22 protein-coding genes and 1 pseudogene are annotated in these 24,737 nt (G+C 71.2%); 7 read left to right on the top strand and 16 right to left on the bottom strand.

Annotated features, from left to right (window positions below):
* Positions 1 to 52: 52 nt before the first annotated feature.
* Positions 53 to 901, bottom strand: a complete 849-nt coding sequence (locus tag ACQEV2_RS23020; RefSeq protein WP_433044584.1) for a TIGR03943 family putative permease subunit — start codon at positions 899 to 901, stop codon at positions 53 to 55.
* Positions 898 to 1,923, bottom strand: a complete 1,026-nt coding sequence (locus ACQEV2_RS23015; RefSeq protein ID WP_433044581.1) for a permease — start codon at positions 1,921 to 1,923, stop codon at positions 898 to 900. The genes ACQEV2_RS23020 and ACQEV2_RS23015 overlap by 4 nt, the downstream gene beginning before the upstream one ends.
* A 181-nt stretch (positions 1,924 to 2,104) precedes the next feature.
* On the opposite strand from ACQEV2_RS23015, the gene ACQEV2_RS23010 reads away from it, so the two are divergent.
* Positions 2,105 to 4,033: an NAD-binding protein gene (locus ACQEV2_RS23010; protein WP_433044578.1), complete on the top strand. Its 1,929-nt coding sequence runs from the start codon at positions 2,105 to 2,107 to the stop codon at positions 4,031 to 4,033.
* Positions 4,034 to 4,049: 16 nt separating this feature from the next.
* On the opposite strand, the gene ACQEV2_RS23005 is transcribed toward ACQEV2_RS23010, so the two are convergent.
* Both ACQEV2_RS23005 and ACQEV2_RS23000 read right to left on the bottom strand, forming a co-directional pair.
* A complete protein-coding gene (locus tag ACQEV2_RS23005; protein ID WP_433044574.1) occupies positions 4,050 to 4,781 on the bottom strand; it encodes a VOC family protein in 732 nt (243 codons plus the stop codon).
* A gap of 25 nt (positions 4,782 to 4,806) precedes the next feature.
* Positions 4,807 to 6,645 (bottom strand): prolyl oligopeptidase family serine peptidase, encoded by a 1,839-nt coding sequence (locus tag ACQEV2_RS23000; protein ID WP_433044571.1) that lies wholly within the window; start codon positions 6,643 to 6,645, stop codon positions 4,807 to 4,809.
* Positions 6,646 to 6,799: 154 nt separating this feature from the next.
* Here ACQEV2_RS23000 and ACQEV2_RS22995 point away from each other — a divergent pair, with 154 nt between their 5' ends.
* Positions 6,800 to 7,642, top strand: a complete 843-nt coding sequence (locus tag ACQEV2_RS22995; RefSeq protein ID WP_433044568.1) for an SURF1 family protein — start codon at positions 6,800 to 6,802, stop codon at positions 7,640 to 7,642.
* Positions 7,643 to 7,788: 146 nt separating this feature from the next.
* Here the strand turns inward: ACQEV2_RS22995 and ACQEV2_RS22990 are convergent, their stop codons facing one another.
* From ACQEV2_RS22990 to ACQEV2_RS22975, 4 genes are all read right to left on the bottom strand, one after another.
* Positions 7,789 to 8,832 carry a hypothetical protein gene (locus tag ACQEV2_RS22990; RefSeq protein WP_433044565.1) on the bottom strand — a complete coding sequence of 348 codons (1,044 nt, stop codon included), beginning with the start codon at positions 8,830 to 8,832 and terminating at the stop codon, positions 7,789 to 7,791.
* A 155-nt stretch (positions 8,833 to 8,987) separates the two neighbouring features.
* Positions 8,988 to 9,659, bottom strand: coding sequence for a SigE family RNA polymerase sigma factor (locus ACQEV2_RS22985; RefSeq protein ID WP_433044562.1), 672 nt, complete (start codon positions 9,657 to 9,659; stop codon positions 8,988 to 8,990).
* A gap of 458 nt (positions 9,660 to 10,117) precedes the next feature.
* Complete coding sequence (locus ACQEV2_RS22980) at positions 10,118 to 11,182, bottom strand: aspartate-semialdehyde dehydrogenase (RefSeq protein WP_433044559.1); 1,065 nt, start codon at positions 11,180 to 11,182, stop codon at positions 10,118 to 10,120.
* Entirely contained in the window at positions 11,182 to 12,459 is a 1,278-nt protein-coding gene (locus ACQEV2_RS22975; RefSeq protein ID WP_433044556.1) for an aspartate kinase, read from the bottom strand. The genes ACQEV2_RS22980 and ACQEV2_RS22975 overlap by 1 nt, the downstream gene beginning before the upstream one ends.
* A 310-nt stretch (positions 12,460 to 12,769) precedes the next feature.
* Here ACQEV2_RS22975 and ACQEV2_RS22970 point away from each other — a divergent pair, with 310 nt between their 5' ends.
* The 4 genes from ACQEV2_RS22970 (at position 12,770) to ACQEV2_RS22955 (ending at position 16,854) form a co-directional block, all read left to right on the top strand.
* Positions 12,770 to 13,528, top strand: a complete 759-nt coding sequence (locus ACQEV2_RS22970; protein ID WP_433054707.1) for a tRNA-dependent cyclodipeptide synthase — start codon at positions 12,770 to 12,772, stop codon at positions 13,526 to 13,528.
* Positions 13,518 to 14,705: a cytochrome P450 gene (locus ACQEV2_RS22965; RefSeq protein WP_433044553.1), complete on the top strand. Its 1,188-nt coding sequence runs from the start codon at positions 13,518 to 13,520 to the stop codon at positions 14,703 to 14,705. Before ACQEV2_RS22970 ends, ACQEV2_RS22965 begins: the two co-directional genes overlap by 11 nt.
* A gap of 107 nt (positions 14,706 to 14,812) precedes the next feature.
* Positions 14,813 to 15,505 carry a response regulator transcription factor gene (locus ACQEV2_RS22960; protein ID WP_433044550.1) on the top strand — a complete coding sequence of 231 codons (693 nt, stop codon included), beginning with the start codon at positions 14,813 to 14,815 and terminating at the stop codon, positions 15,503 to 15,505.
* Positions 15,502 to 16,854 (top strand): sensor histidine kinase, encoded by a 1,353-nt coding sequence (locus tag ACQEV2_RS22955; RefSeq protein WP_433044547.1) that lies wholly within the window; start codon positions 15,502 to 15,504, stop codon positions 16,852 to 16,854. The genes ACQEV2_RS22960 and ACQEV2_RS22955 overlap by 4 nt, the downstream gene beginning before the upstream one ends.
* Here the strand turns inward: ACQEV2_RS22955 and ACQEV2_RS22950 are convergent.
* Together ACQEV2_RS22950 and ACQEV2_RS22945 are read right to left on the bottom strand one after the other, a co-directional pair.
* Positions 16,820 to 17,332 (bottom strand): SgcJ/EcaC family oxidoreductase, encoded by a 513-nt coding sequence (locus tag ACQEV2_RS22950; protein WP_433044544.1) that lies wholly within the window; start codon positions 17,330 to 17,332, stop codon positions 16,820 to 16,822. The two genes, ACQEV2_RS22955 and ACQEV2_RS22950, sit on opposite strands and share 35 nt — an antisense overlap.
* Before the next feature lie 159 nt (positions 17,333 to 17,491).
* Positions 17,492 to 17,677 (bottom strand): hypothetical protein, encoded by a 186-nt coding sequence (locus ACQEV2_RS22945; RefSeq protein WP_433044541.1) that lies wholly within the window; start codon positions 17,675 to 17,677, stop codon positions 17,492 to 17,494.
* A gap of 125 nt (positions 17,678 to 17,802) precedes the next feature.
* On the opposite strand from ACQEV2_RS22945, the pseudogene ACQEV2_RS22940 reads away from it, so the two are divergent.
* Positions 17,803 to 18,012: pseudogene (locus ACQEV2_RS22940) on the top strand (sulfite exporter TauE/SafE family protein); the annotation flags it as partial.
* Here the strand turns inward: ACQEV2_RS22940 and ACQEV2_RS22935 are convergent.
* The 6 genes from ACQEV2_RS22935 to ACQEV2_RS22910 form a co-directional block, all read right to left on the bottom strand.
* Complete coding sequence (locus ACQEV2_RS22935) at positions 17,929 to 19,938, bottom strand: tetratricopeptide repeat protein (RefSeq protein WP_433054705.1); 2,010 nt, start codon at positions 19,936 to 19,938, stop codon at positions 17,929 to 17,931. The pseudogene ACQEV2_RS22940 and the gene ACQEV2_RS22935 overlap by 84 nt on opposite strands.
* Before the next feature lie 269 nt (positions 19,939 to 20,207).
* Complete coding sequence (locus tag ACQEV2_RS22930) at positions 20,208 to 20,540, bottom strand: hypothetical protein (protein ID WP_433044538.1); 333 nt, start codon at positions 20,538 to 20,540, stop codon at positions 20,208 to 20,210.
* A 133-nt stretch (positions 20,541 to 20,673) separates the two neighbouring features.
* Complete coding sequence (locus tag ACQEV2_RS22925; RefSeq protein WP_433044535.1) at positions 20,674 to 21,147, bottom strand: SsgA family sporulation/cell division regulator; 474 nt, start codon at positions 21,145 to 21,147, stop codon at positions 20,674 to 20,676.
* On the bottom strand, positions 21,059 to 21,856 hold the full coding sequence (locus tag ACQEV2_RS22920; protein ID WP_433055251.1) for an AAA family ATPase: 798 nt from the start codon (positions 21,854 to 21,856) through the stop codon (positions 21,059 to 21,061). Before ACQEV2_RS22920 ends, ACQEV2_RS22925 begins: the two co-directional genes overlap by 89 nt.
* A 101-nt stretch (positions 21,857 to 21,957) precedes the next feature.
* Positions 21,958 to 24,288: an NB-ARC domain-containing protein gene (locus ACQEV2_RS22915; RefSeq protein ID WP_433044532.1), complete on the bottom strand. Its 2,331-nt coding sequence runs from the start codon at positions 24,286 to 24,288 to the stop codon at positions 21,958 to 21,960.
* Positions 24,285 to 24,653: a DUF397 domain-containing protein gene (locus tag ACQEV2_RS22910; RefSeq protein WP_433044529.1), complete on the bottom strand. Its 369-nt coding sequence runs from the start codon at positions 24,651 to 24,653 to the stop codon at positions 24,285 to 24,287. The genes ACQEV2_RS22915 and ACQEV2_RS22910 overlap by 4 nt, the downstream gene beginning before the upstream one ends.
* Positions 24,654 to 24,737: the final 84 nt, after the last annotated feature.

Genomic DNA, 24,737 nt, shown 5'->3' with positions numbered 1-24,737 from the left:
GCGACAGGGGTACGCGGGGGTTGACGACCAGGCATGTCGGGCCCCGTCGGCGTCAGTTGTTCCAGCTCTCGTCGTACGGGTCCTTCGGCGCCGCCACCGGCTTCGCCTCCGTAACCTCAATGAACGGGATGGGGCCGCCGTTGACCGGGTCCTTGCTGCGGCGTGGGGTGTAGGTGCCGGTGATCCGGAGCCAGGTGTCCGGCTGGAGGACCGGCGGGACCTGGCCGGTCAGGGCGACCTTCACCGGCTGGGCGTCGGCGGCACAGCAGTTGAGGGCCATGCGGACGAGGTAGGGGGTGCCGTCGCGGTCCAGGGCCAGGAAGCCGGTGAGCTGGACCCGGCGGTCGCGCAGGGTGCGGCCGTGGTCGTAGACGGCACGGCCCGCGTAGTCGACCACGCTGAGGGGCAGGGGGTCGGCGGCGGGGAGGGCGGGGTAGGCGACGGGTTCCTGGAGGGCGGTGCCCGTGCGGGTGGCGCTGTAGGAGCCGAGGGCCGGTGGGGCGACCAGGATCAGGGCGAAGAGGGGAAGGACCAGGAGCCAGGAGACGCCGGGCTCGTGGTGGGCGTGGACGTCCTCGCCCGCGTCCTGATCGGCTTCCCGCTTCCCCGTGTTCTGGTCGGCCTCCCGCTTCCCCGTGTTCAGATCGGCCTCACGCCCGCCCGTGTTCCGATCGGCCTCACACCCACCCGCCTCCCGACCGGCCCCGTACCGCTCCCGCCGGGCGGGCTTGCGCTCGTACCAGATCGTCGCCGCCGCCGCCGCGATCAGCACCGCGCCGGACACCAGCACCAGTGGGCGCAGGCCCTGCTTGACGTACCGCAGGTAGAGGTCGGTCGTGCCCGCGTGCAGCAAGGACGCGCCGAGGAGGAACAGGACGGCCGACTGGGCCTGGCGGTTCACAGGATCACCCACCCGGTCAGCACCGACACGACCACGGCCAGCGCGAAGGTGGCCGGTGCGAAGCGCAGGGCGAAGGCGCGGCCGAAGGTGCCCGCCTGCATCGCGAACAGCTTCAGGTCGATCATCGGGCCCACGACGAGGAAGGTGAGCCGGGCCGTGAGCGAGAACTGCGACAGGGACGCCGCCACGAACGCGTCCGCCTCCGAGCAGATCGACAGCACCACGGCGAGGACGGCGAGGGCGAGCACCGACAGCACCGGGTTGTCGGCCGCCACACGCAGCCAGCTCTCCGGAGCCACCGCTTTGAGGGTCGCCGCCGCCATCGCGCCGACCACCAGGAAGCCGCCCGCGTGCATCACGTCGTGCCGGACGGAGTCCCAGAAGGCCTCGCCCTTGGTCTGGCCGTCGTGGGACGCGCGGGACTGGGGGCGCAGCCAGTCGGTACGGCCGAGGCGCAGCCACAGCCAGCCCATCGCGCAGGCCACCAGCAGGCTCGCGACCAGGCGGGCGAGGACCATCTCGGGGTTGCCGGGGAAGGCGACGGCCGTCGCCGTCAGCACGATCGGGTTGATCGCCGGGGCCGACAGCAGGAAGGCCAGTGCCGCGGCCGGGGTGACCCCGCGCCGGACCAGCGCCCCGGCCACCGGCACGGACGCGCACTCGCAGCCGGGCAGCACCGCGCCCGCCGCTCCGGCGACCGGGACGGCGAGGGCGGGGCGGCGGGGCAGGGCGCGGGCGAAGAAGGACGGCGGCACGAACACCGCGATCGCCGCCGAGAGCAGCACGCCGAGGACCAGGAAGGGCAGCGCCTGGACCATCACCGCGACGAACACCGTCGTCCAGCTCTGCATCACCGGCGCGGAGAGCGCGCGGCGGATCGGGCTCTGGAGGAGCACCAGGCTCAGCATCAGCATGGTGAGCAGAAGAGCGGAGTTGAGGCGCCGGTCTTCCTCCTGCGGCCTCGCCGGTTCCGGTTCCCCGCGGTCGTCGGTCCGCTGCGGGACGGTCTTGGTGATCGCCACGGGCGAGGTACCTCCGGTGGTGCGGAAGGGCGCTGGTTTCCCTCCCCTCCAGTACGGCTGGACGGGCACGGGCGTTCAGCTGCGAAGGGGCGCTGGTGGAACCACCCGTCACATTGAGGCAGTCTTTCCCCTTGTGGCGACGGTTCCGAATCAGGGGTTAGGGAGTGACGCGGCCGCACACATGGTCGTGTGCGGCGACGACGGGCTCGCGCACCGGCTGGCCGCCGAGTTGCGTGGGGTGTACGGCGAACAGGTCACGCTCGTCGTGCCGCCCGCCGAGCGCACGGAACGGCCGCCGGTCGTAGGCCGGGCCCGGGCCGTGTCGGCGGCGCTGTTCGACCGGATGGTGAACGCGGCCGTCAACCGGGCGGGCGGCGGTGCCGGCGGCGCCGGTGAACCGGCCGGGAGCATCCGGGTGGTGGAGGCCGCCGAGGCCACCGAGGCCAAGCTCGCCGAAGCGGGCGTGGAACGGGCCGACGCGCTCGCCCTCGTCTATGACGACGACGAGACCAACATCCGCGCCGCCCTCACCGCCCGCCGCCTCAACCCCCGCCTCCGGCTCGTCCTGCGGCTCTACAACCGCCGGTTGGGCCAGCACATCGAGGAACTCCTCGACCAGGCGGCCGCGTTGGCGACAGGCGTGGGAGACGCCGGTCTGGACGCCTCCACGACCGTCCTGTCCGACGCCGACACGGCCGCCCCGGCGCTGGCCGCCACCGCTGTCGCCGGTACCACCAAGGTCGTCCAGACGGACGGCCTGCTGCTGCGCGCGGTGGAGCGGCCGCCCCCGCGCCCGGGGCAGACACCCCCTTCCGGGCTGGCCACGCTGGCCCTGCTGTCCAGCAACGACCCGGCCGGAGCGAACGGTTCGGAGGGCGGCGAGGAACATGGCCCGCAGCTGCTGCCGGACGCGACGGCGGTGCGGGGAGCCGGGGCGCGCGGGACCGTCGTCCTGGAACAGGTGTCGTACGCGGGCCCGTCGATGCCGTCGAACCGCGCCGGGCGGGGCGTCGTACCGGCGTTCGCCTCACTGTTCTCACGGCGGTTGCGGTGGTCGCTGGCGGGCCTGGTGGGCTGTGTGGCGGCGCTGGCCGTGGCGCTGACGGTAGTGACCGGCGAACATCCGCTGTACGCGACGTACATGACCCTCCTCGACCTCTTCGCCATCAACGACCCCGCGCTCCACCAGCCCCTGGCCCGGCAGATCCTCCAGCTCCTGTCCGGGCTGGTCGGACTGCTGCTGCTTCCGGTGCTGCTGGCGGCGGTGCTGGAAGCCCTCGGCACGTTCCGCTCCGCGTCCGCGCTGCGCAAGCCGCCGCGGGGGCTGGGTGGCCATGTGGTGCTGCTCGGGCTGGGCAAGATCGGCACCCGGGTGCTGACCAGGCTGCGGGAACTGAACATTCCCGTGGTGTGCGTCGAGGCCGACCCCGAGGCGCGCGGGCTGGCGACGGCGCGGCGGCTGCGGGTGCCGGTCGTGCTCGGGGACGTCACTCAGGAAGGGGTCCTGGAGGCGGCCAAGATCCACCGGGCGCATGCGCTGCTCGCGGTGACCAGCGCGGACACGACGAACCTCGAGGCCGCGCTGTACGCCCGCTCCGTGCGGCCCGATCTGCGGGTCGTCCTGCGGCTGTACGACGACGACTTCGCCACCGCCGTCTATCGCACCCTGCGCGCCGCGCACCCGCATGCGTCCACGCGCAGCCGGAGCGTGACTCATCTGGCCGCGCCCGCCTTCGCCGGGGCGATGATGGGGCGGCAGATCCTCGGGGCGATTCCTGTGGAGCGGCGGGTGCTGCTCTTCGCGGCGGTGGACGTGGCCGGGCATCCCCAACTGGAGGACAAGACCGTCGGCGAGGCCTTCCGGGCAGGTGCCTGGCGGGTCCTGGCCTTGGATCGGACACCACCGGAGGGACGGCGTGAGGAGCGCCGGGAGGAGCCTGCGGCGGAGGAGGCGTACGAGGAGTCGCGGGCGGACGGGGTGTCGGGGTGGGTGTGGTATCTGCCCGACTCGTACGTCCTTCAGAAGGACGACCGGGTGGTGCTGGCGGCGACGCGGAGGGGGCTTGCGGAACTGCTGGGGAGGCGGTCGCGGGAGCGGGCGGGCGCTTAGAACCAAAGGCTCCGCGTCAGGACGGCGCGAGGACGCAGAACTCGTGGCCCTCCAGACACGTCCACGGGACGTCACCCTGGCCGACGTCGAGGTCGGTGGCGCCAAGCGCCCGCAGCCGGGCCACCTCCGCCGCCTTGTCGTCACCGGAGTACGGCAGCAGGTCGAGATGGACGCGGTCCGGCACGGTCTTCACGTCGGGCGTGCGGAGGAACTCGAGGTACGGGCCGACCCCCTTGGCGGAGCGCAGCACCGCATGATCGTCGGTTACCTCATGCAGGGTCCAGTCCACCGCCTCGCCCCAGAACCGGGCCATGGCCCGGGGATCCGCGCAGTCGACCACCACCACGGCGATCGGCCCGGTGTCCCGGTGGATCTCCCGGGGCTCCAGCACGCAGAACTCGTTGCCCTCCGGGTCGGCGAGGACCGTCCACGGAACCTTGCCCTGGCCCAGGTCGGCGGGCCGCGCACCGAGAGCCTTCAGGCGCGCGACCAACTCCGCCTGATGGGCCGCCGAGGTGGTGGCGAGATCGAGGTGCACACGGTTCTTGGTTGCCGTCTTGGGTTCCGGGACGGGAACGACGTCGATGCCGACGGCGACCGGGTCAGGCCAGACGAGGCCGCCGGCGGGGCCGACATAGGTCGTCACGCCGGGGCTGTAGGCACTCCAGCCGAGCGCCTCCGCCCAGAACCGGCCGACCGCCGCGGCATCAACAGCCTTGATGTTCACCATCACAGGTCGCAGTGGCATGCCGGCGATCCTATGCACCCGCGCCTCAGGGACGGGAACGGGCCTTCAAGTGGCGCTCCGCGAAGTCCAGTTCCAGCCTCACCTGCTTGATCCGCTCGTCCACCACCAGGGATCCGTGCCCGGCGTCGTACCGGTACACCTCGTGCACGGCGCCCCGGGCCTGAAGCCGCTTCACGTAGTTGTCGATCTGCCGGATCGGGCAGCGTGGGTCGTTGACGCCGGCCGAGATGTAGACCGGGGCCTTGACCTGGTCGACGTACGTCAGCGGGGACGACGCCTCATAACGCTCGGGCACCTCCTCCGGCGTGCCGCCCAGCAGGGTGCGGTCCATGGCCTTCAGCGCTTCCATCTCGTCGTGGTACGCCGTGACGTAGTCGGCGACCGGAACCGCCGCGATGCCCAGCGTCCACGCGTCGGGCTGGGTGCCGAGGCCGAGCAGGGTGAGGTAGCCGCCCCAGGAACCGCCGGTCAGGATCAGGCGGTCGGGGTCGGCCAGGCCCGACGTCACCGCCCATTCCCGGACCGCCGCGATGTCCTCCAGCTCGATCAGGCCGACCCGGTGCTTGAGGGCGTCGGTCCAGGCGCGGCCGTAGCCGGTGGAGCCTCGGTAGTTGACCCGTACGACGGCGTATCCGTGGTCCACCCAGGCCGCCGGGCCCGCCGCGAACGCGTCGCTGTCGTGCCAGGTCGGGCCCCCGTGGATGTCGAAGACGGTCGGGAGCGGGCCCTCGACGCCCTCCGGTCGCTGGACGAGTGCGTGGATGCGGCCGCCCGGGCCCTGCACCCACACGTCCTCCACCGGGACCGAGCCGGGGGACTTCATGCCGGGCGGGTCCAACACCACCCGGCCCGTCGTCGAGCGCACCGCCGACGGCTCCGCCGCCGACGACCACAGGTACTCCACACTGCCGTCCGGCCGGGCCGTCGCCCCCGACACCGTGCCCGCCGGGGTGGGGATCCGCACCAGTTCCCGCGCGGCCAGGTCGTACCGGAACAGCTCGCTGCGCGCCTCGAAGCTGTGCGCGATCAGCAGACCGGTCCCGTCCGGATACCACTCCGCGCTGACGTCACCGGGCAGCTCCAGCCCGAGGTCCGTCTCCTCGCCCGTGGCCACGTCCCACACCAGCGGCTCCCAGCGGCCGCGCCTCTGGTGGCCGATGAGCAGACGCGCGTCGCCGTCCACCGGAGCGAAGCCCAGGACCTCCAGGCCCAGCTCCTCGGAGCCGCCCTTGGTGTCGTCGAGCTCGGCGACCGCCGTGCCGTCGGGGCGCAGGACGCGCAGGGCCGAGTGCATCGCGTCGCCGTGCTCGGTGTGCTCGATGGCGATCAGCGTGCCGTCGTGCGAGAGGTCGCCGACGCCCGCCGACTCGCGGTGACGGTAGATCTCCGTCGGGGGCTCGCCGGTGCGGGCGAGATGGATCGTCGTGCCCTCCTCGTCCGTGGAGCGGCCCACGATCGCCGTGCGGCCGTCCCGGCTCAGGGCGAGGCCCGCCGGGTACGACGGGTCCAGGCCGGGCGCCGCGAGCTCGTCCTCACCGCCGTCGAAGCGCTGGCGGCGCCAGACGCCGAACTCGTCGCCGTCCTTGTCGTCGAACCACCAGATCCACGCGCCGTCCGGGGAGAGCACGCCGTCCGTCGTGCCGTTCGGCCGGTCGGTCACCTGGCGCTGCTCCCCCGTCGAACGGTCCCAGGCGTACAGCTCGTACGTCCCCGTGGCGTTCGACACGAACAAGGAGCGGTCCGGTGCGTCCTCCGCCCAGTCGGGCAGCGACACCCGGGGCGCCCGGAAGCGCTTCTCCCAGTCCGGCATGTCCTTGTCCTGCATGTGGTGATCCCGCGAATCGGACCCGTGGCTCTCAGTCATGGCCCCATAGTGCCTGGCCCGACCGACAATCCGCTGCCGCGGCCCCCAGCCTGTGGATAACTCCGCGAGCCGCCGCCAGGCCGGGCATCTCGCTCACTGAGCCGTACGGACCCCGCGACCCGGCCCTCCGCGGGAGCCCCGTACCGTTGAGGGCGTGTACCGGTTTCTGCTGACGCCCCGTTGGTGGGGGATCAACGTCTTCGTACTGCTCGCCATCCCCTTCTGCGTGTTCATGGGGTCGTGGCAGCTGAGCCGGTTCGAGGCGCGGGTCGAGGACCACCGCAGCGCCGGTGAGCAGGCCGCGGAGCACCAGCAGGAACCGGCCCGTCCACTCGCCGAGGTGCTGCCCGTGGACAAGGCGACGGTCGGCCGGCAGGTCACCGCGCGCGGACGGTACGGCGAGCAGCTGCTCGTGCCGGACCGGGAGCTGGACGGCAAGCGGGGCTTCTACGTCCTGACGCTGCTGCGCACCGACGACGGCAAGGCCCTGCCGGTCGTACGGGGCTGGCTGCCCGGCACCGCCGACCGGGCGGAGGCCCCGGCGGCACCCACCGGCGAGGTCACGGTCACCGGCGCGCTCCAGGCGTCCGAGGTGCCCGGCGAGAACGGCGTGCCCGCGCAGGGTGGCCTGCCGTCCGGCCAGACGGCGGCGATCAGCGCGGCGTCACTGGTGAACCTGGTGTCGTACGACGTCTACGACGCCTGGATCACCCTCACCAAGGCCGACTCCGGCATGAAGCCCGTCCCGGCGAGCGCCGCCAACGACACCGGCCTCGACCTGAAGGCCTTCCAGAACCTCGGCTACACCGGCGAGTGGTTCGTCTTCGCGGGCTTCGTCGTCTTCATGTGGTTCCGCCTGCTGCGCCGCGAGGTGGAGTTCGCCCGGGACGCGGAGCTGGGGCTGACGCCGGACGACGCGGCCGACGGCGGGGAGGGTGACCGGGCCGCGGCCGATGAGCCGAGCGACGGGCAGCCGCAGGAGCGGGCGAACGCCTGAACGCTCGGCGGAGCCGGATGCCGATAGAGCTGCGCGGCCCTTGGGCCGCCTCGTTCCGCACCCGACGAGCGCCACCGCGCGTCGGCCGGCGCCCGCTCCTCCGCGAGCGCCGTCCGCAAGCGCCGTTCGCAAGCGCCGTCCGCGGCTTACGCCCCCGCCAGCACGCCCGTCCAGTAGACGGTGCCCGCGCACGCGTTCGACACGACCACCGTAGCCGTGGTTCCCGCCGCCGAGGTGCTGATGACCGTGACGCTTCCGTCGGCCGTCGTGTCCTCCGTCATCAGCTGGGTGGAGGTGCCGGTGTCGCCGCCCGTGGAGGTGCCGTCCGTCGTGCCGGCGTTGTTCTCGGTCGGGGTCGGGGTGGGTGTGGGGTCGGGGCCGCCGGTGCCGCCGCCGGTGGGGTCGCTCGTCGTGGGGCAGGCCTCCGAGGGCACCCAGGCGAACTTGACCTGGTACGACTCGCCCGGCTTGAGGACGAGTGAGGCGAGTTCCAGGGACGGGTCGGGCAGACCGGCCGCCGGGTCGCCGGCGACGTGCCGGAGGTCGGTGATCTTCGCGCCGTCCGCCGCCCCGCCGGCAACAAGGCTGATCACGCCCGGACCGCTCACCGTGCAGTCGGACGTGGAGATGTTGCTGAAGCTGAAGGTGCCGTACACCGTGTTGGACGAGTCGGGAACGTCGGTGGTGCCACCCCCGCCGAGCTGGTCGGCGGTACACGCGGCGACGCCGGCCGGGCTGGTCGCCGAGGAGTCGCCGGAGCCCGCGGAGCCGCTGCCGGGACCGGTGCCGGTGCCCTTGTCCTCCTCCTTCTCGCTCCCCTTGCCCTTGCCCTCGGTCTTGCCCGAGGAGCCGCCGGAGGTGCTCTCGCCGCCCTCCGTCTCCTTGCCCTGACTGGCCCCGCCCTGCGCCTGCTCGCCGTGGCCGGCGTACTCCGGGTTGACGCTGGAGTCGGTGGAGTTGGAGACGTGGACCAGGGCCGGGACTGCGGTGCCGACGAAGAGCGCCGCGGCCGCCATGCCGACCAGCGCCTGCCGCTTGCGCGCCCGCCTCGCGGGCACCGCCCGCCGCAGATGGTCCAGCGTGCCGTCGCGCGGCTCGATCTCCTGCACCGCCTGGTGCAGCAGGCGGTGCAGTGCCAGCTCGTCCGAGTCGAACCCCTCGGGGCCCTGGTCTTCGGGGCCGTGGTTCACAGTTCCGTTCCCAGCGTGCGATTGCTTCGGCTGTTGCTTGTCGGGGCGGCCTGTCGCCCCGTGCCTCCCCCACTGCCCGAAAGGCGTGGGGGGACCCCCGGACGGCTCGTGCTCGTGGGGGACGTGCAGATGACGCCGCCCGTCGTTGTCCGCGCTCATGCCGGCGCCTCCATGGCGACCCGCAGCGCGGCGATGCCGCGCGAGCCGTACGCCTTCACGGACCCCAGCGAGATGCCGAGCGTCTCGGCGACCTGCGCCTCGGTCATGTCCGCGAAGTACCTGAGGACCAGCACCTCGCGCTGGCGCCGCTGCAGGCCCTTCATCGCCCGGATCAGCGAGTCGCGCTCGAGCTGGTCGTAGGCCCCCTCCTCCGCGCTCGCCATGTCGGGCATCGGCTTGGACAGCAGCTTCAGTCCGAGTATGCGGCGGCGCAGGGCGGAGCGGGACAGATTGACGACGGTCTGGCGGAGGTACGCCAGCGTCTTCTCCGGGTCACGGACGCGCTTGCGCGCGGAGTGGACGCGGATGAACGCCTCCTGCACGACGTCCTCGCAGGAGGCGGTGTCGTCGAGGAGAAGCGCGGCGAGCCCCAGCAGCGAGCGGTAGTGCGCCCGGTAGGTCTCGGTGAGGTGGTCGACGGTCGTTCCGGCCGCTGCGGTGTTCTCGGCATGCTCGGCGCCGTCGCGCTGACTGGGAATGCGGGCGGGCCGCGCTGCGGGCATGGGCGCGATCACCGGCATGCCGCCGGGCGCGCCGGACATGCGGGGTCGGCGGGGGCGCAGCACAGTGCCGCGCGTCGCCGCTGTGAAGTCGAGTACCTCTGCCACGCCAGTTGGACACACGTCCCCCCGCGAGGGTTGTACGTGCCGGACGTCACTTTTGCGTCAGTCCCCGCAGCCGACCCTCTGGCCTCCGCAACCGACCCTCTGACCTCCGCGGCCGGCCCTCCGGCCCCCGGAGCCGACCGTCTCGTGCCAGGCAGCACAACTGACCGTGCGTCAAACGCCCACATGCCTACCCGCTCTTCCCTTATGTCCATGTGAACGGGCGTCCCCACGCCCTGCTCATGGCGTCCCCACGCCAGAAATACGCGCCTCCACGCCCCTGGAGGGCGACCGCAAAGACGCTCCCCGCCCTGCAAGCGGTTGCAGGGCGGGGAGGAAATCTTCTGCTGCCGCAGAGGCCCGCATCAAGTGGTCCGGACCATCGTTCGGCTCACACTCTTCACATAGATCCTACAAACGATTCTGCTGGGGCCCTGGAGATTTCCGGCGCCAGGGGAGCCTCACGCAAACTCCGCCGCCACGAGCTCCGCGATCTGTGCGGTGTTGAGCGCCGCGCCCTTGCGCAGGTTGTCGCCGCAGACGAAGAGTTCGAGCGCCGTCGGATCGTCCAGCGCGCGCCGCACCCGTCCGACCCAGGTCGGATCCGTGCCGACCACATCGGCGGGTGTCGGGAACTCCCCGGCCTCCGGGTCGTCGTACAGCACGACCCCGGGTGCGGTGGCCAGGATCTCGCGCGCCTTGGCGACGGTGACCTCGCCCTCGAAGCGGGCGTGCAGGGTCAGCGAGTGCCCGGTCAGCACCGGCACCCGCACACAGGTCACCGCGACCGGCAGCTTGGGCAGCCCGAGGATCTTGCGGGACTCGTCCCGCACCTTCATCTCCTCCGACGACCAGCCGTCCTCGCGCAGCGACCCGGCCCACGGCACCACGTTCAGCGCGACCGGCTCCGGGAAGGGCCCGGTGTTGTCCCCGATGGCCCGCCGTACGTCACCGGGGCTGGTCCCCAGGTCCGTACCGGCGACCAGGGACAGCTGCTGCCGGAGCGTCTCCACACCGGCGCGCCCGGCCCCGCTCACCGCCTGGTAGGAGGACACCACCAGGGAGCGCAGCCCGAACTCGGCGTGCAGGGCGCCCAGCGCCACGATCATGGAGAGGGTGGTGCAGTTGGGGTTGGCGACGATCCCGCGCGGCCGCATCCGTACGGCATGCGGATTGACCTCGGGAACGACGAGGGGCACCTCCGGGTTCATCCGGAAAGCGCCCGAGTTGTCCACCACCACGGCACCCCTGGCGGCGGCGATCGGCGCCCAGCGCGCGGCCACCTCGTCCGGTACGTCGAACATCGCGACGTCGACCCCGGCGAAGGCGTCCTCGGTGAGCGCCACCACCTCGACCTCCTCGCCGCGCACGGCCAGCTTGCGGCCGGCCGAGCGCGGCGAGGCGATCAGACGGATCTCGCCCCAGATGTCCGCGCGCTGGGAGAGGATCTGGAGCATGACCGAGCCGACGGCTCCGGTCGCTCCCACGACCGCGAGCGTCGGCCGGCGGGACTCCGTGCCCGCCATCAGCGTCCGGTGCCTCCGTACACGACGGCCTCGTCGCTGTCGGAGTCGAGCCCGAAGGCCGTGTGCACGGCGCGGACGGCCTCGTTGACGTCGTCGGCGCGGGTGACGACCGAGATGCGGATCTCGGAGGTCGAGATCAGCTCGATGTTCACGCCGGCGTCGGAGAGCGCGGTGAAGAAGTCGGCGGTGACGCCCGGGTTGGTCTTCATCCCCGCGCCGACCAGGGAGATCTTCCCGATCTGGTCGTCGTAGCGCAGCGAGTCGAAGCCGATGCCGTGCTTGTTCTTCTCCAGGGCGTCGATGGCCTTGCGGCCCTCGGCCTTGGGGAGCGTGAAGGAGATGTCCGTCAGCCCGGTGGAGGCCGCGGACACGTTCTGCACGATCATGTCGATGTTGATCTCGGCGTCGGAGATCGTACGGAAGATCGCGGCGGCCTCGCCCGGCTTGTCCGGCACACCGACGACCGTGATCTTGGCCTCGGAGGTGTCGTGCGCGACACCGGAGATGATGGCCTGCTCCACCTTCTTGTCCCCTTGCTCAATCGGCTCGCTGCTGACCCAGGTGCCCTGCAGTCCGCTGAAGGACGACCGGACGTGGATCGGGATGTTGTAGCGGCGGGCGTACTCCACACAGCGGTGGAGCAGCACCTTCGAGCCGGACGCAGCCAGCTCCAGCATGTCCTCGAAGGAGATCCAGTCGATCTTCTTCGCCTTCTTCACCACGCGCGGGTCGGCGGTGAACACGCCGTCGACGTCGGTGTAGATCTCGCACACCTCGGCGTCCAGCGCGGCCGCGAGCGCGACGGCGGTCGTGTCGGAACCGCCGCGGCCCAGCGTGGTGATGTCCTTCTTGTCCTGGCTGACGCCCTGGAAGCCCGCGACGATGGCGATGTTGCCCTGGTCGATGGACTCCCGGATCCGGCCCGGCGTGACGTCGATGATCCGGGCTTTGTTGTGGACCGAGTCGGTGATGACGCCTGCCTGGCTGCCGGTGAAGGACTGGGCCTCGTGGCCCAGGTTTTTGATCGCCATGGCCAGCAGCGCCATGGAGATACGCTCTCCGGCGGTCAGCAGCATGTCGAACTCACGCCCGGCAGGCATCGGCGATACCTGCTCGGCGAGATCGATCAGCTCGTCCGTCGTGTCGCCCATCGCGGAAACGACGACGACCACCTGGTGGCCGTTCTTCTTCGCTTCGACGATTCGCTTGGCGACGCGCTTGATGCCTTCGGCATCGGCTACGGAGGAGCCTCCGTACTTCTGCACGACAAGGCCCACGTGCGCTCCTCGCTCAGTCCGTGTGTGTCGGCTCAGTTTACCGAGCGCCCGAAAACGACCTTGGGGTTCCCAGATGGTGAGATTCGGACGCTCGGATGGTCCCTGCCCGGTGGGGACGAAGGCATACGGGGAAGTGGTGCAGGTCACTGGGCAGACCGCCGAGCCTCGCGAACGGAAGATCGCCGAGCCCGACCGGCGACCATTGACGCTCTCCGTAGTCGCCCGCTAACTTCGCGTCGTCGTCGCCACACCAGGAGCACAAGGCTCCATCGGGACTTGCGACGCGAAGGATTTCTCTCCTTTGACGACTGTGACCGCTTCAGAGATCCGGCACGTCACCCAAGCCGATACGGCAACCGATTCTCCGGCCGACCTCTTCGAGGTCCGGCCCTTCACCCCCCACTGCGAAGTGATCCGCACCGCCGGCGACCACGCCGTCATCGGTGTCTCCCCGGGCAACAGCTACTTCTCCGCCCGCCGGGTCCACGACCTCGCCCGCTGGGGCCTCGCCCTCTTCGGGCGGGTGGACTTCGTGTACACGGATCTGTACGTGGCCGAGATGTACGCGGCGTCCGGCTATCCGCCCGACGACGCGCGCCGCAAGGCGGTGAAGAACCTGCGCGGTGTGCGGGCGAAGGTCCTCGGCGCCGTGGCGGCCGTCGACCCCGGCGGCGCCCGGCTGCGCGCCCACGCCATGTCCGACTTCCGCGGCAACCGGGCGTACCGCGAGATCCACGACCACCTCCAGGCGCGCCTCACCACCGACGACGAGTTCCGCACGACCTGCGAGAAGCTCGTCGACTCCTTCCTGGCCGACAGGACCGGGCAGGTGACCGACGCACAGCGCGAGGTCTGCCTCGCCTACGTCTGTGCCGAGGCGCCCCTCTTCCTCGACACGCCCGCCATCCTCGACGTCCCCTCCTCCCTCAACTGCTACCACCAGCTCCTGCCGATGGCCGAGCTGCTCTACGCCCGGGGCGCCGGCCTGCGCGCCTCCCGCAACCAGGGACACGCCATCGTCACGCCCGCCGAGGGCACCGGCACGGAGGGGGCCACCGATGCTCACTGAGGACCTGATCGACTTCCCGTTCTCCTGGCGTGGCGACCAACTCCCGGAAGAAGTGGAGAAGTTGCGCGCCAACACCCCCGTACGGCGCGTGCGCACCATCGCCGGCGACGAGGCCTGGCTCGTGTCGTCGTACGACCTGTGCAAGCAGGTCCTCGAAGACCCGCGCTTCAGCCTCAAGGACACCTCCGCCCCCGGCGTCCCCCGTCAGTACGCGCTGACGATCCCGCCCGAGGTCGTCAACAACATGGGGAACATCACCGGCGCCGGGCTGCGCAAGGCCGTACTGAAGGCACTCAACCCGAAGAGCCCCGGCCTGGCGCAGTGGCTGCGGTCCTACGCCGCCGAGCTCGTCGACGGGCTGATCGCCGAGGGCGCCCCGGCGGACCTGCGCGGCGGCTTCGCCGACCCGTACTCGGCGGGCATGCACTGCCGGATCCTCGGCATCCCGCCGGCGGACGCGCCCAAGCTGATGCGGAGCCTGGACATCGCGTTCATGAACTCGGCCTGCCCCGTCACGGGCGCCCGGCTCAACTGGGACCGGGACATCGCCTATATGACCGAGCGGCTCGACGACCCTACGACGATGGGCCTGATGGGCGAGCTGGCCGTCCTGCGCGGAGACCCCGAGTACGCGCACCTCACCGACGAGATGCTCGCGACGGTCGGGGTGACCATGTTCGGCGCGGGTGTCATCTCCACCTCGGGCTTCCTGACCATGGCGCTGGTGTCACTGATCCAGCACCCGGACCTGCAGGCCGAGCTGGTCGCGGACCCCGGAAAGATCCCGGCGGCCGTGGACGAGCTCCTGCGCATCAACCTCTCCATCGGCGACGGCCTGCCGCGCCTCGCCCTGGAGGACGTACGGCTGGGCGACGTGGAGGTGAAAGCCGGCGAACTGGTCCTGGTCCTGGTCGAGGGCGCGAACTTCGATCCGGCCGCCTTCCCTGACCCCCACACGGTCGACCTCGGCCGCGAGAACGCCACCGCCCACCTCTCCTTCGGCGGCGGCCGCCACTACTGCCCGGCCACCGCCCTCGGCCGCAAGCACGCGGAGATCGCCCTGCGGACCGTGCTGGAGCGGATGCCGGAACTCCGGCTGGCGGTGCCGATCGAGCAGCTGGTGTGGCGGACCGGGTTCATGAAGCGGATCCCGGAGCGGCTGCCGATGCTGTGGTAGCGGTCTCGCGGGGCGAATGAATGCGGTAACAGCCGTTTATCCGCCCCTTGATCACCCGCTGGCTCGGCGACCGGTCGTCTTTAAAGTTCAACCACTATGGTTCGCCTGTGCGCGTACTGCTGGTGGAAGACGACGAACCGGTCGCCGAGTCGCTCCGGCGAGGACTGCTGCGCTACGGCTTCGAGGTGGCGTGGGTCACCACGGGTGCCGCGGCGCTGTGCCACGACGACCCCTACGACGTCGTACTCCTCGATCTCGGTCTGCCCGACACCGACGGCCTCGACGTCTGCAAGGCGCTGCGCGAGCGCGGCGACGTGCCGATCATCGTGATCAGCGCGCGCAGCGACGAGACGGACCGGGTGGTCGGGCTGGAGCTCGGTGCGGACGACTACGTGTCCAAGCCGTTCGGGGTCCGTGAGGTCATCGCGCGGATACGAGCGGTCATGCGCCGTATGCAGCCCCGCACGCCCGCCGCTGCCGCCGAGGCCGGCCCGGACCGTTACGGCGCCCGCCTCACCATCGACCGCAAGGCGGCCCGCGTCCGCCTGGACGGCGAGGAGGTGGCCCTCGCGCCCAAGGAGTACGACCTGCTGGCCTTCCTCACCGAGGAGCCCGGGGCGCTGATGTCGCGCGAGCAGATCATGGAGGCGGTCTGGGACGCGAACTGGTTCGGCCCGACCAAGACGCTGGACGTGCATGTGGCGGCGCTGCGGCGCAAGCTCGCCGGGGCGATCACGATCGAGGCGGTCCGGGGGGTCGGCTTCCGGCTGGAGATCGCCGGAGCCAGTGACGCCTCATGAACCGCCAGCTCATCCGCAGCTACATCCTGCTCGTCGCGGTCGCCATCCTCCTGTTCACCGTGCCGGTCGCCTTCACGCTGACCAAACAGCTGCGGGACGACACCAAGCTGTCCGTCCTGCGCGAGGCCAACACGATGGCGCTGCTGCTGGGCAACGGCAACGACACCTCGTGCGACGCCTTGACGGAGGTGGCCAGGGCGTACAGCGAGAAGACACCCGGCGACGTCGAGGTGACCCCCACCGGCAGCTGCGAACCCGACCTGCCGAAGCCCGCGGCAGACGCGGCGCTGACCCGGGCCGTGGAGCAGAACGAGCCGACGACCGACTGGGGTTCCGACTTCATCTGGGGCCAGCACCTGACGGTCACCGTACCCGCCAAGGGGGACGCGGCCGTGCGGATCGTGTACTCGACCTCGGACATGACCAGGCGGCTGTGGCAGATCTGGGGCTTCCGGGCCGGCCTGGCCGTGCTCGTCCTGGCGGCGGCGGCCGCGATCGGCGCGTACGCCGCGCGCCGGATCACCGCACCGCTGCGCGAACTCAACGCCATGGCCAGCAAGTTCAGCGACGGCGACCTGACCGCGCGCTCCCCGGTGACCGGCCCGCCGGAGACCCAGACCCTCGCCCGCACCCTGAACCAGGGCGCGGAGCGCCTGGACACGCTGGTCGCCTCGCAACGTATCTTCGTGGCGGACGCCTCGCATCAACTGCGCACTCCTCTCACGGCATTGCGCCTGTCCCTGGACAACATCTCGGACGGCGTCGACGACGAGTTCGTACGGGAGGACGTCGAACAGGCCACGGCCGAGGTCGTCCGGATGAGCCGCCTGGTGAGCGGACTGCTGGTGTTGGCCCGGGCCGAGGCGAAGGTGACGGCGGCGGAGCCGCTGGCCCTGTGGGACATCGTGCGGGAGAGGCTGGACGTGTGGAGGCCGGCCGCCGACGAGCGCGGAGTCACCATCGCGCTCAGGGGGAGTGCCGACGGCCGGCTGCTGGTGCTGGCCGGCCCCGGTCATCTGGACCAGGTGCTGGACAACGTGCTCTCGAACGCCCTGGAGGTGTCACCGGACGGCGGCACGATCACCGTCCGGATCGAGCCCAAGGGCGACGAAGTGGTGCTGTCGGTTCTCGACGAGGGCCCCGGGATGTCGGACGCGGAGAAGTCCCGCGCCTTCGACCGCTTCTGGCGCGGCCAGGGCCTGACCGGGAAGTCCGGTTCGGGTCTCGGCCTCGCCGTCGTCAAGCAGCTGGTGACGGACGACGGCGGGACCGTGACGCTCGGGGACGCTCCCGGGGGCGGGCTGAAGGTGACGATCAGCCTTCGGGCATCTTCGAGGAGTGGTGGTTGACGATGAGCCACTCGCCGTTCCGCTTCTCGTACTCGTAGGTGTAGCGGGCCTTGACGACGTTCTTCTCGCCGGTCTCGGGGTCGGTGAGGGTGAACTGGTAGACACCGGCGTCGAGCGCGGAGTTCGCATCGAGGACGTTCACATGCGACTCGATCTTCTTGCCGACCGGCTTGTTCGCCAGGAAGTGCTCGAAGTAGTCGACAACGGCGGCGCGATCGGCGCGGACCTTGTTGGACACGGTCGGCAGCAGCACCGCGTCGCTCGCGTAGAGGTCCGCGACCTTCTGCGGGTCGCCGGTCTGCAGGGCTCTGTTCCAGTTGTCGAACAGCCCGGCTATCTGCTTCTCGGCGGGCTTGCCCGCACCCCACGTGGGACCGGCGACCGCGGCACCGGCGGCGACGGTGCCGACGGTCACCACCGCGGTGGCGGTGACAATGGCTGCGCGCTTGCTGATGGACCTGCTTGCCCTACGAGTCATTGCATCTCCAGTGCGGGTGGGTTGACCTGGGGTTTTCCTCCGTCCGCGGCTTGTGCGGTGGAAGTGACTCCAGATTCGCGTGGCACTGGTTAGGGCCCGTGCAGGGGACGTACAGCCCAGGGAAAGGGCTCGCCCAATTCGCGCGCGGTGGCCGTACGGTTACGCGGTGGCCCTCCTGCCGCCGCGCAGCAGCGCGCCACCGGCACCGAGCGACACCACGCCCATCCCGACGCCGGTCATGTTGCCCTGCGTGCCGTCGACGACGAACGGGGCGGCCGCGGCGACGGCGGCGTTGAAGAGGAAGAGGAACCACAGGACGGGGCGGGAGGAGAGGAGGGCCTTCATGACGGTTTCCTTCGGGACGGGGCCGGGAGGGCCGGGCCGTTGACCTTGCGAGATCAACGATCCCGTCCGCCGAGGCCAGCGACGAGGGAGTGGGCTCCCGAAGGGGTGGTGTAGTGGGCTACACCATGGCGGGCGACTTACTGCTGGCAGCCATCGTGCTGCTCGGCTCCACTGTCCAGTGGCTCACGGGGGTGGGCTTCGCCCTGGTCACCGTACCGGCGCTGGTTCTGCTGCTGGGGCCGGCGGATCAACTACCCGCGCCCGTCCTGCTGTTGGTCATGGGCAGGCTGGTGACGGTGGCGGTCCTGCTGGTCAGGTGGGGAGCCCACGCCCCCGGTGGGGTCGTCGTCGTTCGGAGGCAGCCCGGCGGCGTTAAGGATCTCGGACAGGAGCGCAGAGGCCTCACTGGCGCCGAAGACCCGCTCCCAGTCGGCGATGAGAGGTCCCGCCAGTTCTCGGACGCGTTCGCCTTCGCCGATCCGCATCAGAAGATGGACATGGCTCATACGGGCGCTGAGCGTGAGCGCGTTCAGTTCGCCGTAGTGCCGGCCGGCGCTCACGACCAGTGCCTCCGCCATCGCGAGCGCCTGGCGGATGTCGCCTCTGAGTTCATGAAGCTCCTTGAGGTGCAGGGTCATGAAGCAGGCGATCTTGCCGTCCTCGCCCTCGGCCCTGATGGCCTGGATCCGCCGTCGCTCGACTTCTGCGACGGCCGCCGAGGCATACCGGTCCGGGTCCGCCTCGGCCAGCGTCACCCACGCCCCCGCCAGCACCTGGGCGACTTCCAGCGTCACCTCGTGGGCGGCGCCCAAGTGCCGTTCGGCCCTCCGCACGGTTTTCTCGGCCCAGGCCAGCCCTCCTTTGAGATCACCGCTCATCAGCATCGGGCGGGTCAGCCGGGCACGGGCCTGGAACGTGTCCGGATGCTTGCGCCCGTTCATACGGACAGTGATGGACACGTTCTTCCTCAGCAGGGTGAGGGCGCGATCGAATTCCCCGGCCTTCTCGTACGCCCCGGCCAGGTATTCCCGCGCCAGCAACGTCACCTTGTGCCGTTCCCCGCACACCCGCTCGGCGGCTGTCGCCGCCCTGGCGGCCAGCGCCGTCTTGCCGAGTTCCGGGAACCACACCGACATGTTGCACAGCAGCAGGACGATCTGCTCCGTCTCCTCCTCCGGAGCGACATGGCCGAGCAGGGTCTGCGCATGGGTGATCCAGCCCCAGGCGAGGTGCCCACGGTCCGCCCGAGCGTTCAGCAGGACAGCCGCCAGGTCACGGGCCGCCCTCACGCGCTCCGGACTCCGGTGCGGATCCTCCGGGTCCTCCGCCCTCGCCACCGCCTGCACGAGCCGGTGCACGGAGAGCGTGCCGTCGTCGTGCAGCGTGATCATGCTGTGCGCGGCGAGCCGCCGCAGCGCCTCCGTCACGTCAGGCGGACTGCCACCCGCGAGCGGCTCCAGGTACGAGCGGTGTATCCCGTCCGGCGCCCACCAGGCCATGATCAGCAGGATGTGCCCGGCGAGCGGAGTGTCCGCCAGCCGGTCCAGCGTCACGCGCCAGACCCTGGCGATGGTGCGCCCGCCTTCCGGAGCCTTGGTCAGGATCTGCCCGGGATGGGCGGCGAGTTGTCTGTGATAGTTCCCCGGCGTGATCCGCGCCTCCCGGCAGTAGGCGGCCGCCTGCTCCACCGCCAGGGGCAGGCATCCCAGCTCGCGGCAGAGCTCCTCGACTCCATCGACCGGTCCGCCGTACACCTGCTCGAACAGTTCAACGGCCTCCGGCAGCTCCAGCACGTCCAGGGAAAGGGTCTCCGCGATTCCCTGCCAGCCCGCCGCCTGCCGCGTAGTGACCAGGAACCGGCCGCCCGTCGCCCGCCCCAGCAGCCACCGCACGTCCGCCGGGGCCGACACGTTGTCCAGGACAAGCAGCCAGCCCGTGTTGGCCGACAGCCACCGCACCGCCAGATCACGCAGCGCCTTGCGCGACAGTACGTCGCCCAGTGCGGGCTGGAGCGCGACGGCGAGGTCGGCCAGGCCGGCGTCGAGGTCGGCCTCCGTCTCCGCCGTGATCCACCACACCACGTCGAACGCACCGGTCTGCCCCGCCGCCCAGTGCGCGGCCAGCGTGGACTTCCCGACACCGCCGAGCCCGTGCACCGCCCGCACCACCACACCGACCGCGTTCTCGAACGCACGCTCCAGCGCCGCCAGTTCCCGCTCACGGCCGACGAATTGTCGTGTCTTCACGGGCAGGTGGACCATCGGGGACGTGCACGGCGGCAATTCGAAGGCCTCGGCGGGCAGGGGCGGCAACGCCTTCTCCACGAACGTCGGTGCGGCGTGGTCCCCCGTGAACGCCATGCCGATCGAGTGCCCCGCCGCGACCGCCCGCTCCCCCGACGCGTCCGTGTGCTCCCCCTTCATACGCCCCAGCATCCCGCACCGGACCGTTGATCGCGCCCAAACGGCAGCGGGAGGTTACCGATGGGGGATCTGTGATTCCCGGGGTTCAACCCTGTTCGCGGACCCGGTCACGCGTCTCCCGTCGACACCGAACCGATGTCACCACCGGCCGCGACGGAACGCTCCCCCGAGGCGGTGACCGGCCCGTTCGCCGGCCGGGTCGGTGGAGCGGGCATCGTGGGCGGCGTCACGACGGACGCCCCGTCCCCCGTGGCCACGGCCCCGATGCTGCCCCCCGCGGCCACAGACCGCGTGCCGCTCGCGGTCACGGAGGCAGTGGGCGCCGGTGCCGGTGCCGACGCCGGTCCGAGGAGGGCGTAGAGCGTCACCGCCAGCCCGAGCAATCCCGCCGCTCCCCCGGCCACGCTCGCCCAGGGATCCGCGGCGTCGACGTCCAGCACGCCCCCCAAGACCAAACCCGCGGCCCCTGCGACGCAGAGCCCGATTCCCGTCCACACCAACGTCTTTGACCGAGTCGCCATACGACCATCATGGAGGAGTTCGGACGGGAAAAGAGCCCCCTACGACCCCTCATCACACCCGTCCCCCGAACAGCGCCACGAGCCCCTGATCCAGCTCCGCCCCCACGGTCTCCTCCCCCGGCGCGATCACGGTGTACGTGCGAGCCCGGAAGCGGTACAGGTCCGAGGCGACGAACCGGAGCACGGCCGTGCCCACGGGCGAGTGGAACTCGACGTACGTGTGGGCCGCCCCGCACGGCCGGACGCGCACCCTGCCGAGCCCGGCGGGCGCGCGCAGCCCCTCACTCAGCAGCACCCGCGCGAAGGTCCAGGTCGTGGCCTCGCCGTCGAGGGTGACATGGGGCGGGAAGTCGAGGTGCACGGCCAAGTGGTCGGTGGTGTCGCCATGATCCGCAGGATCCGCTCCGCCAGCGGGGTGTCCGCCAGCCGGTCGAGCGTCATCCGCCAGACCCGGGCGACCGTCCGCTCCGCGTCCCCGCCCTCCGCCGTCGCCGCGAAGAGCCGCCCCGGGTAGGCCGCGAGCCACTCCAGATACGTCCGCGGCGTGATCTCCGCCTCCCGGCAGTACGCCGCGGCCTGGTCCACGGCGAGGGGCGGTCGGCCGAGTTCGGCGCACAGCTCCTCCACGCCGTCGGGTGGACCGTCGTAGATCTGCGTGAACAGCCGGACGGATTCGTCGATTCCGAGGACGTCGAGGTCCAGCAGGCCGGCGATGCCGCGCCAACCCGCCCCGCTGTGTCGGGTGGTGATGAGAAGGCGGCCGTTCGGTGTCCGGTCCCGCAGCCATCCGACGTCGGCCGGGTCGGGACGTTGTCCAGGACCAGCAGCCAGCCCTCATGTGCCGAGAGGCAGCGCAGTGCCTCCTCGCGCAGTGCCTCCTCGGCGAGCGTGCCCGCCAGCACCGTGTGAAGTGCCCGGGCCAGTTCCGCCAGGGCCGCGTCCAGGTCCTGCCGGCTCCCGGCCGTGATCCACCAGACCGGGTTGAACTCCGCCGTCCGACGCCCGGCCCAGTGCGCGGCCAGCGTCGACCTTCCGACACCGCCCAGACCGTGCACCGCGTGCACGACCACCCCGCCCACCTGCTCGAACGCCTCGTCCAGCAGCCGGAGTTCACGCTCCCGCCCGACGAACAGACCCCCGGCCCGATCCGGCAGCTTCACAGTCCTCGGCACCCGCGCGGGCAGCGCCAGCGCCTCCGGCGTCAGCGTCACCGCCGTCTCGACGTACATCGCCATTACCGGATGATCCCCGGTCTGCGCCACCCCGACCGACCGCCCCGCGGCGACGGAACGCGCGCCGGACGACCCGGCCGGCGCACCACTCTCACCCTTCCGGCTCACCGGCCGCCCTCGCCCGGGAGCTCGTTCTCCGTGCCCACATGGAGGCTCTGCAACTGCGCCAGTTGCTCGTTCAGCTCTCGAAGGGCGGCGGGGGAAGGAGCTGCCGTCAGCGCGACGACCACGGCCAGCACGGCCTGGGCCATGAATGCCGCGGGAGCCCCGGTCTGCAGGTACCGCGTGGCGGTCTCGACGGCTTCGCGGGCATGGGTGAGCGCCGCAGTGGGGTCCTCCTTCATTCCGTGCAGCATGGCCAGGTGCAGCTTGGCGTACACGGTGTCCTCGTGACCGGGGCCCAGTACCGTCTCGCACTCGGCGAAATGGGCTTCGGCGACGGCTAGTTGCCCCTCCGCCCATTCCTGCACCACCTCGGGGGAGACCGTCTCCCCCATTCGTCTGACGAGGTCTTTCATCTGGTCCGTGGACTGGTGGGTGAGGGCCGTGATGAAGTCCGGTCCGAGAGTGAGCAGCAGGTCACCGGGGCTGGCAAGGCTGCGCAGGCGGCCACGCAGGTCGAGCGTCACCGGGTCGCGCTCGCCGAGCTCACGGACGCAGTCGGCGTGGACGCTCTGCAGGGTGTGGGCCGCCGAGCGCATGTCTCCCAGCATGGCCTGGCTCCCGCTGAGCGCCGCACGGGCCAGCAGGGTGTCCCGGTGTCCGGCGCCCAGCTCCTGCGTGCGGAGCAGCACGACCGTCTGCAAGGTCTCCGCTGCCCGCTCGTACTCCTTCGCCCTGCGGTACGCCTCGGCCAGCACGAACCGCGCCGTGATCGTCTCCGGATGCCGTGCGCCGAGCACCCGCTCACACGCGTCCGTGTGGCGGACCGCTTCCTCGACCGTCGCGTCGCCTATGCCGATCAGGAGGCTGCGGGTGGTGAGGACCTCGATGTTCTCGGAGCCGAGATGCCGTACGAGTCCCTGCTCCGCGCGTTCGGTGAGCCGCCGGGCGTGTCCGCGCATCCCCTGCACCGCCGCGAACTCCCCCGCCCTGGCCAGCAGTCGTGCCGCGGTCGGCGACTCCTCGCCCTGCGGCAGGTACTGGGCGAGCGCCTCGACGTGCGGCAGGAGGGCTCGCCAGCCCGGCCAGTCGGCGGGGTCACGTACGCCGCCCGGAAGTGCCTTCGCCAGCGCCTGCGTCGCGCCCTCCCGGGCGTCGGTCACCGCCTCCGCCGTACGGTACGGATCGCCGGGCTGCACGGTCCGTGACACCCGCTGGACCAGCCCGTGCACGGACATCGTGTCGGTGGCGCGATGCACCTTGATCATGCTGTGGGCGGCGAGGCGGGCGACAGCCCGGTGGACGACGGGTGGGCTGCCGAAGGAGTCGAGCACGGCGCGGGGGATGCCTTCGGAGGCGTACCAGGCGAGACGCAGCAGGATCGGCAGGGCGGGGCCGTCGGCGGCCAGGCGGTCCAGCGTGATGCGCCACACCCGGGCGACTGTGCGCTGAGGGTCGCCGCCCTCGGCCGCCGTCGCGTACATCTCGTCGGGGTACTCGGCGAGGAGGGCACCGTACTGTTCGGCGGTGGCACCGCTCTCCTCGCAGTAAGCCGCCGCCTGGTGGACGGCCAGTGGCAGGCACCCCAGTTCCGCGCAGACGGCCTCGACGCCCGGCCCGGCGTCCGGGCAGATCCTGCGGAACAGGCGGACGGCGTTCTCCTCGTCGAGCACCTCGACGGAGACCGGCTCGGCGGTGTCGTTCCAGCCCGTGGCCCGCCGACTGGTGATCAAGAACCGGCCGTTCGGAGCCCGCGCCAGGAGCGGCTTCACATGGGCCGGGTCGGCGACGTCGTCTAGGACGATCAGCCAGTCGTTATGCGTCGCCAGCCACTGCAGCGCCCACTCGCTGAGCCGTTCCTGAGGCAGGTGCGCGGCCAGGGCCGGGTGCAGTGCCGAGGCGAGGCGCGCCAGACCGTCGTCGATCGCGGCGGGGCTGTCGGCCGTGACCCACCAGACGGGTGCGTACGCCGTCTGCTGCGCCGCCCAGTGCGCGGCCAGCGTGGACTTGCCGATGCCGCCCAGCCCGTGCAGCGCGTGCGCGACGGCTTCACCCGGTGTCGTCAACGCCGCGTCCAGCACGGCCAGTTCACGGTCACGGCCGACGAAGAGACGCGGCCGCTCACGCAGGTTGGTCAGGCGAAGGGGCGAGTCGACGGACGCCGGCTGCGGACAGGTGTCCACCGGCTGGAGGGTGAGGCTGCCGATGTACTGCCCGATCTGCGTCCCGATCGCGCCCTCACCGGTGGCGGCCACACCGATGTCCCGGCCTGCCGCGACCGAGCCGTCCCCCGACGCCGCCACCTCGGGCCGCCCCTCGAACACGCCACTCATGCCTCACATGATGACGTGCGGGAGGGACAAGCGTCAGGAAAGTGACCGCAGTTGAAGCCGCCGCGCCGGAAGGGCCACTTCACCGGACGGATTCTCGGGTGACTCGCCGATCTCCCGGTGCCGCGCCACGAGCGTTGTTTCTCGCGGTCTCGGGGGCTCAGATATGAAATGAACGCCGTCCAGGCGGGGGCGGTGAGGTGGAGTTCGGGGCTGGCAGGAACCTTGGAGTCGCGGACGTGAACGGTGACGGAGAACGCCAATTCGACGCAGGCGCCGCCCTCGTTGTCGCTGTAGCTCGACTTGAACCACTTCAGCTGGTCACTCACGACGATCCACCATCCGCTCGAAGAAACCGGCCGACTCATCCGGGCTGAGAGCCTGTGTGCGGATCACGCTAAGCCGCTCGTTCCACTAGCCAGGGCTTGGACGACCTCGCTGTCCTCGCTCAG

It is taken from the genome of Streptomyces sp. CA-251387 (genome assembly GCF_050936625.1).
Classification (GTDB): domain Bacteria; phylum Actinomycetota; class Actinomycetes; order Streptomycetales; family Streptomycetaceae; genus Streptomyces.
The sequence above is the reverse complement of the archived record's forward strand: the minus strand, read 5'-3'. Positions and strand labels throughout refer to the sequence as shown.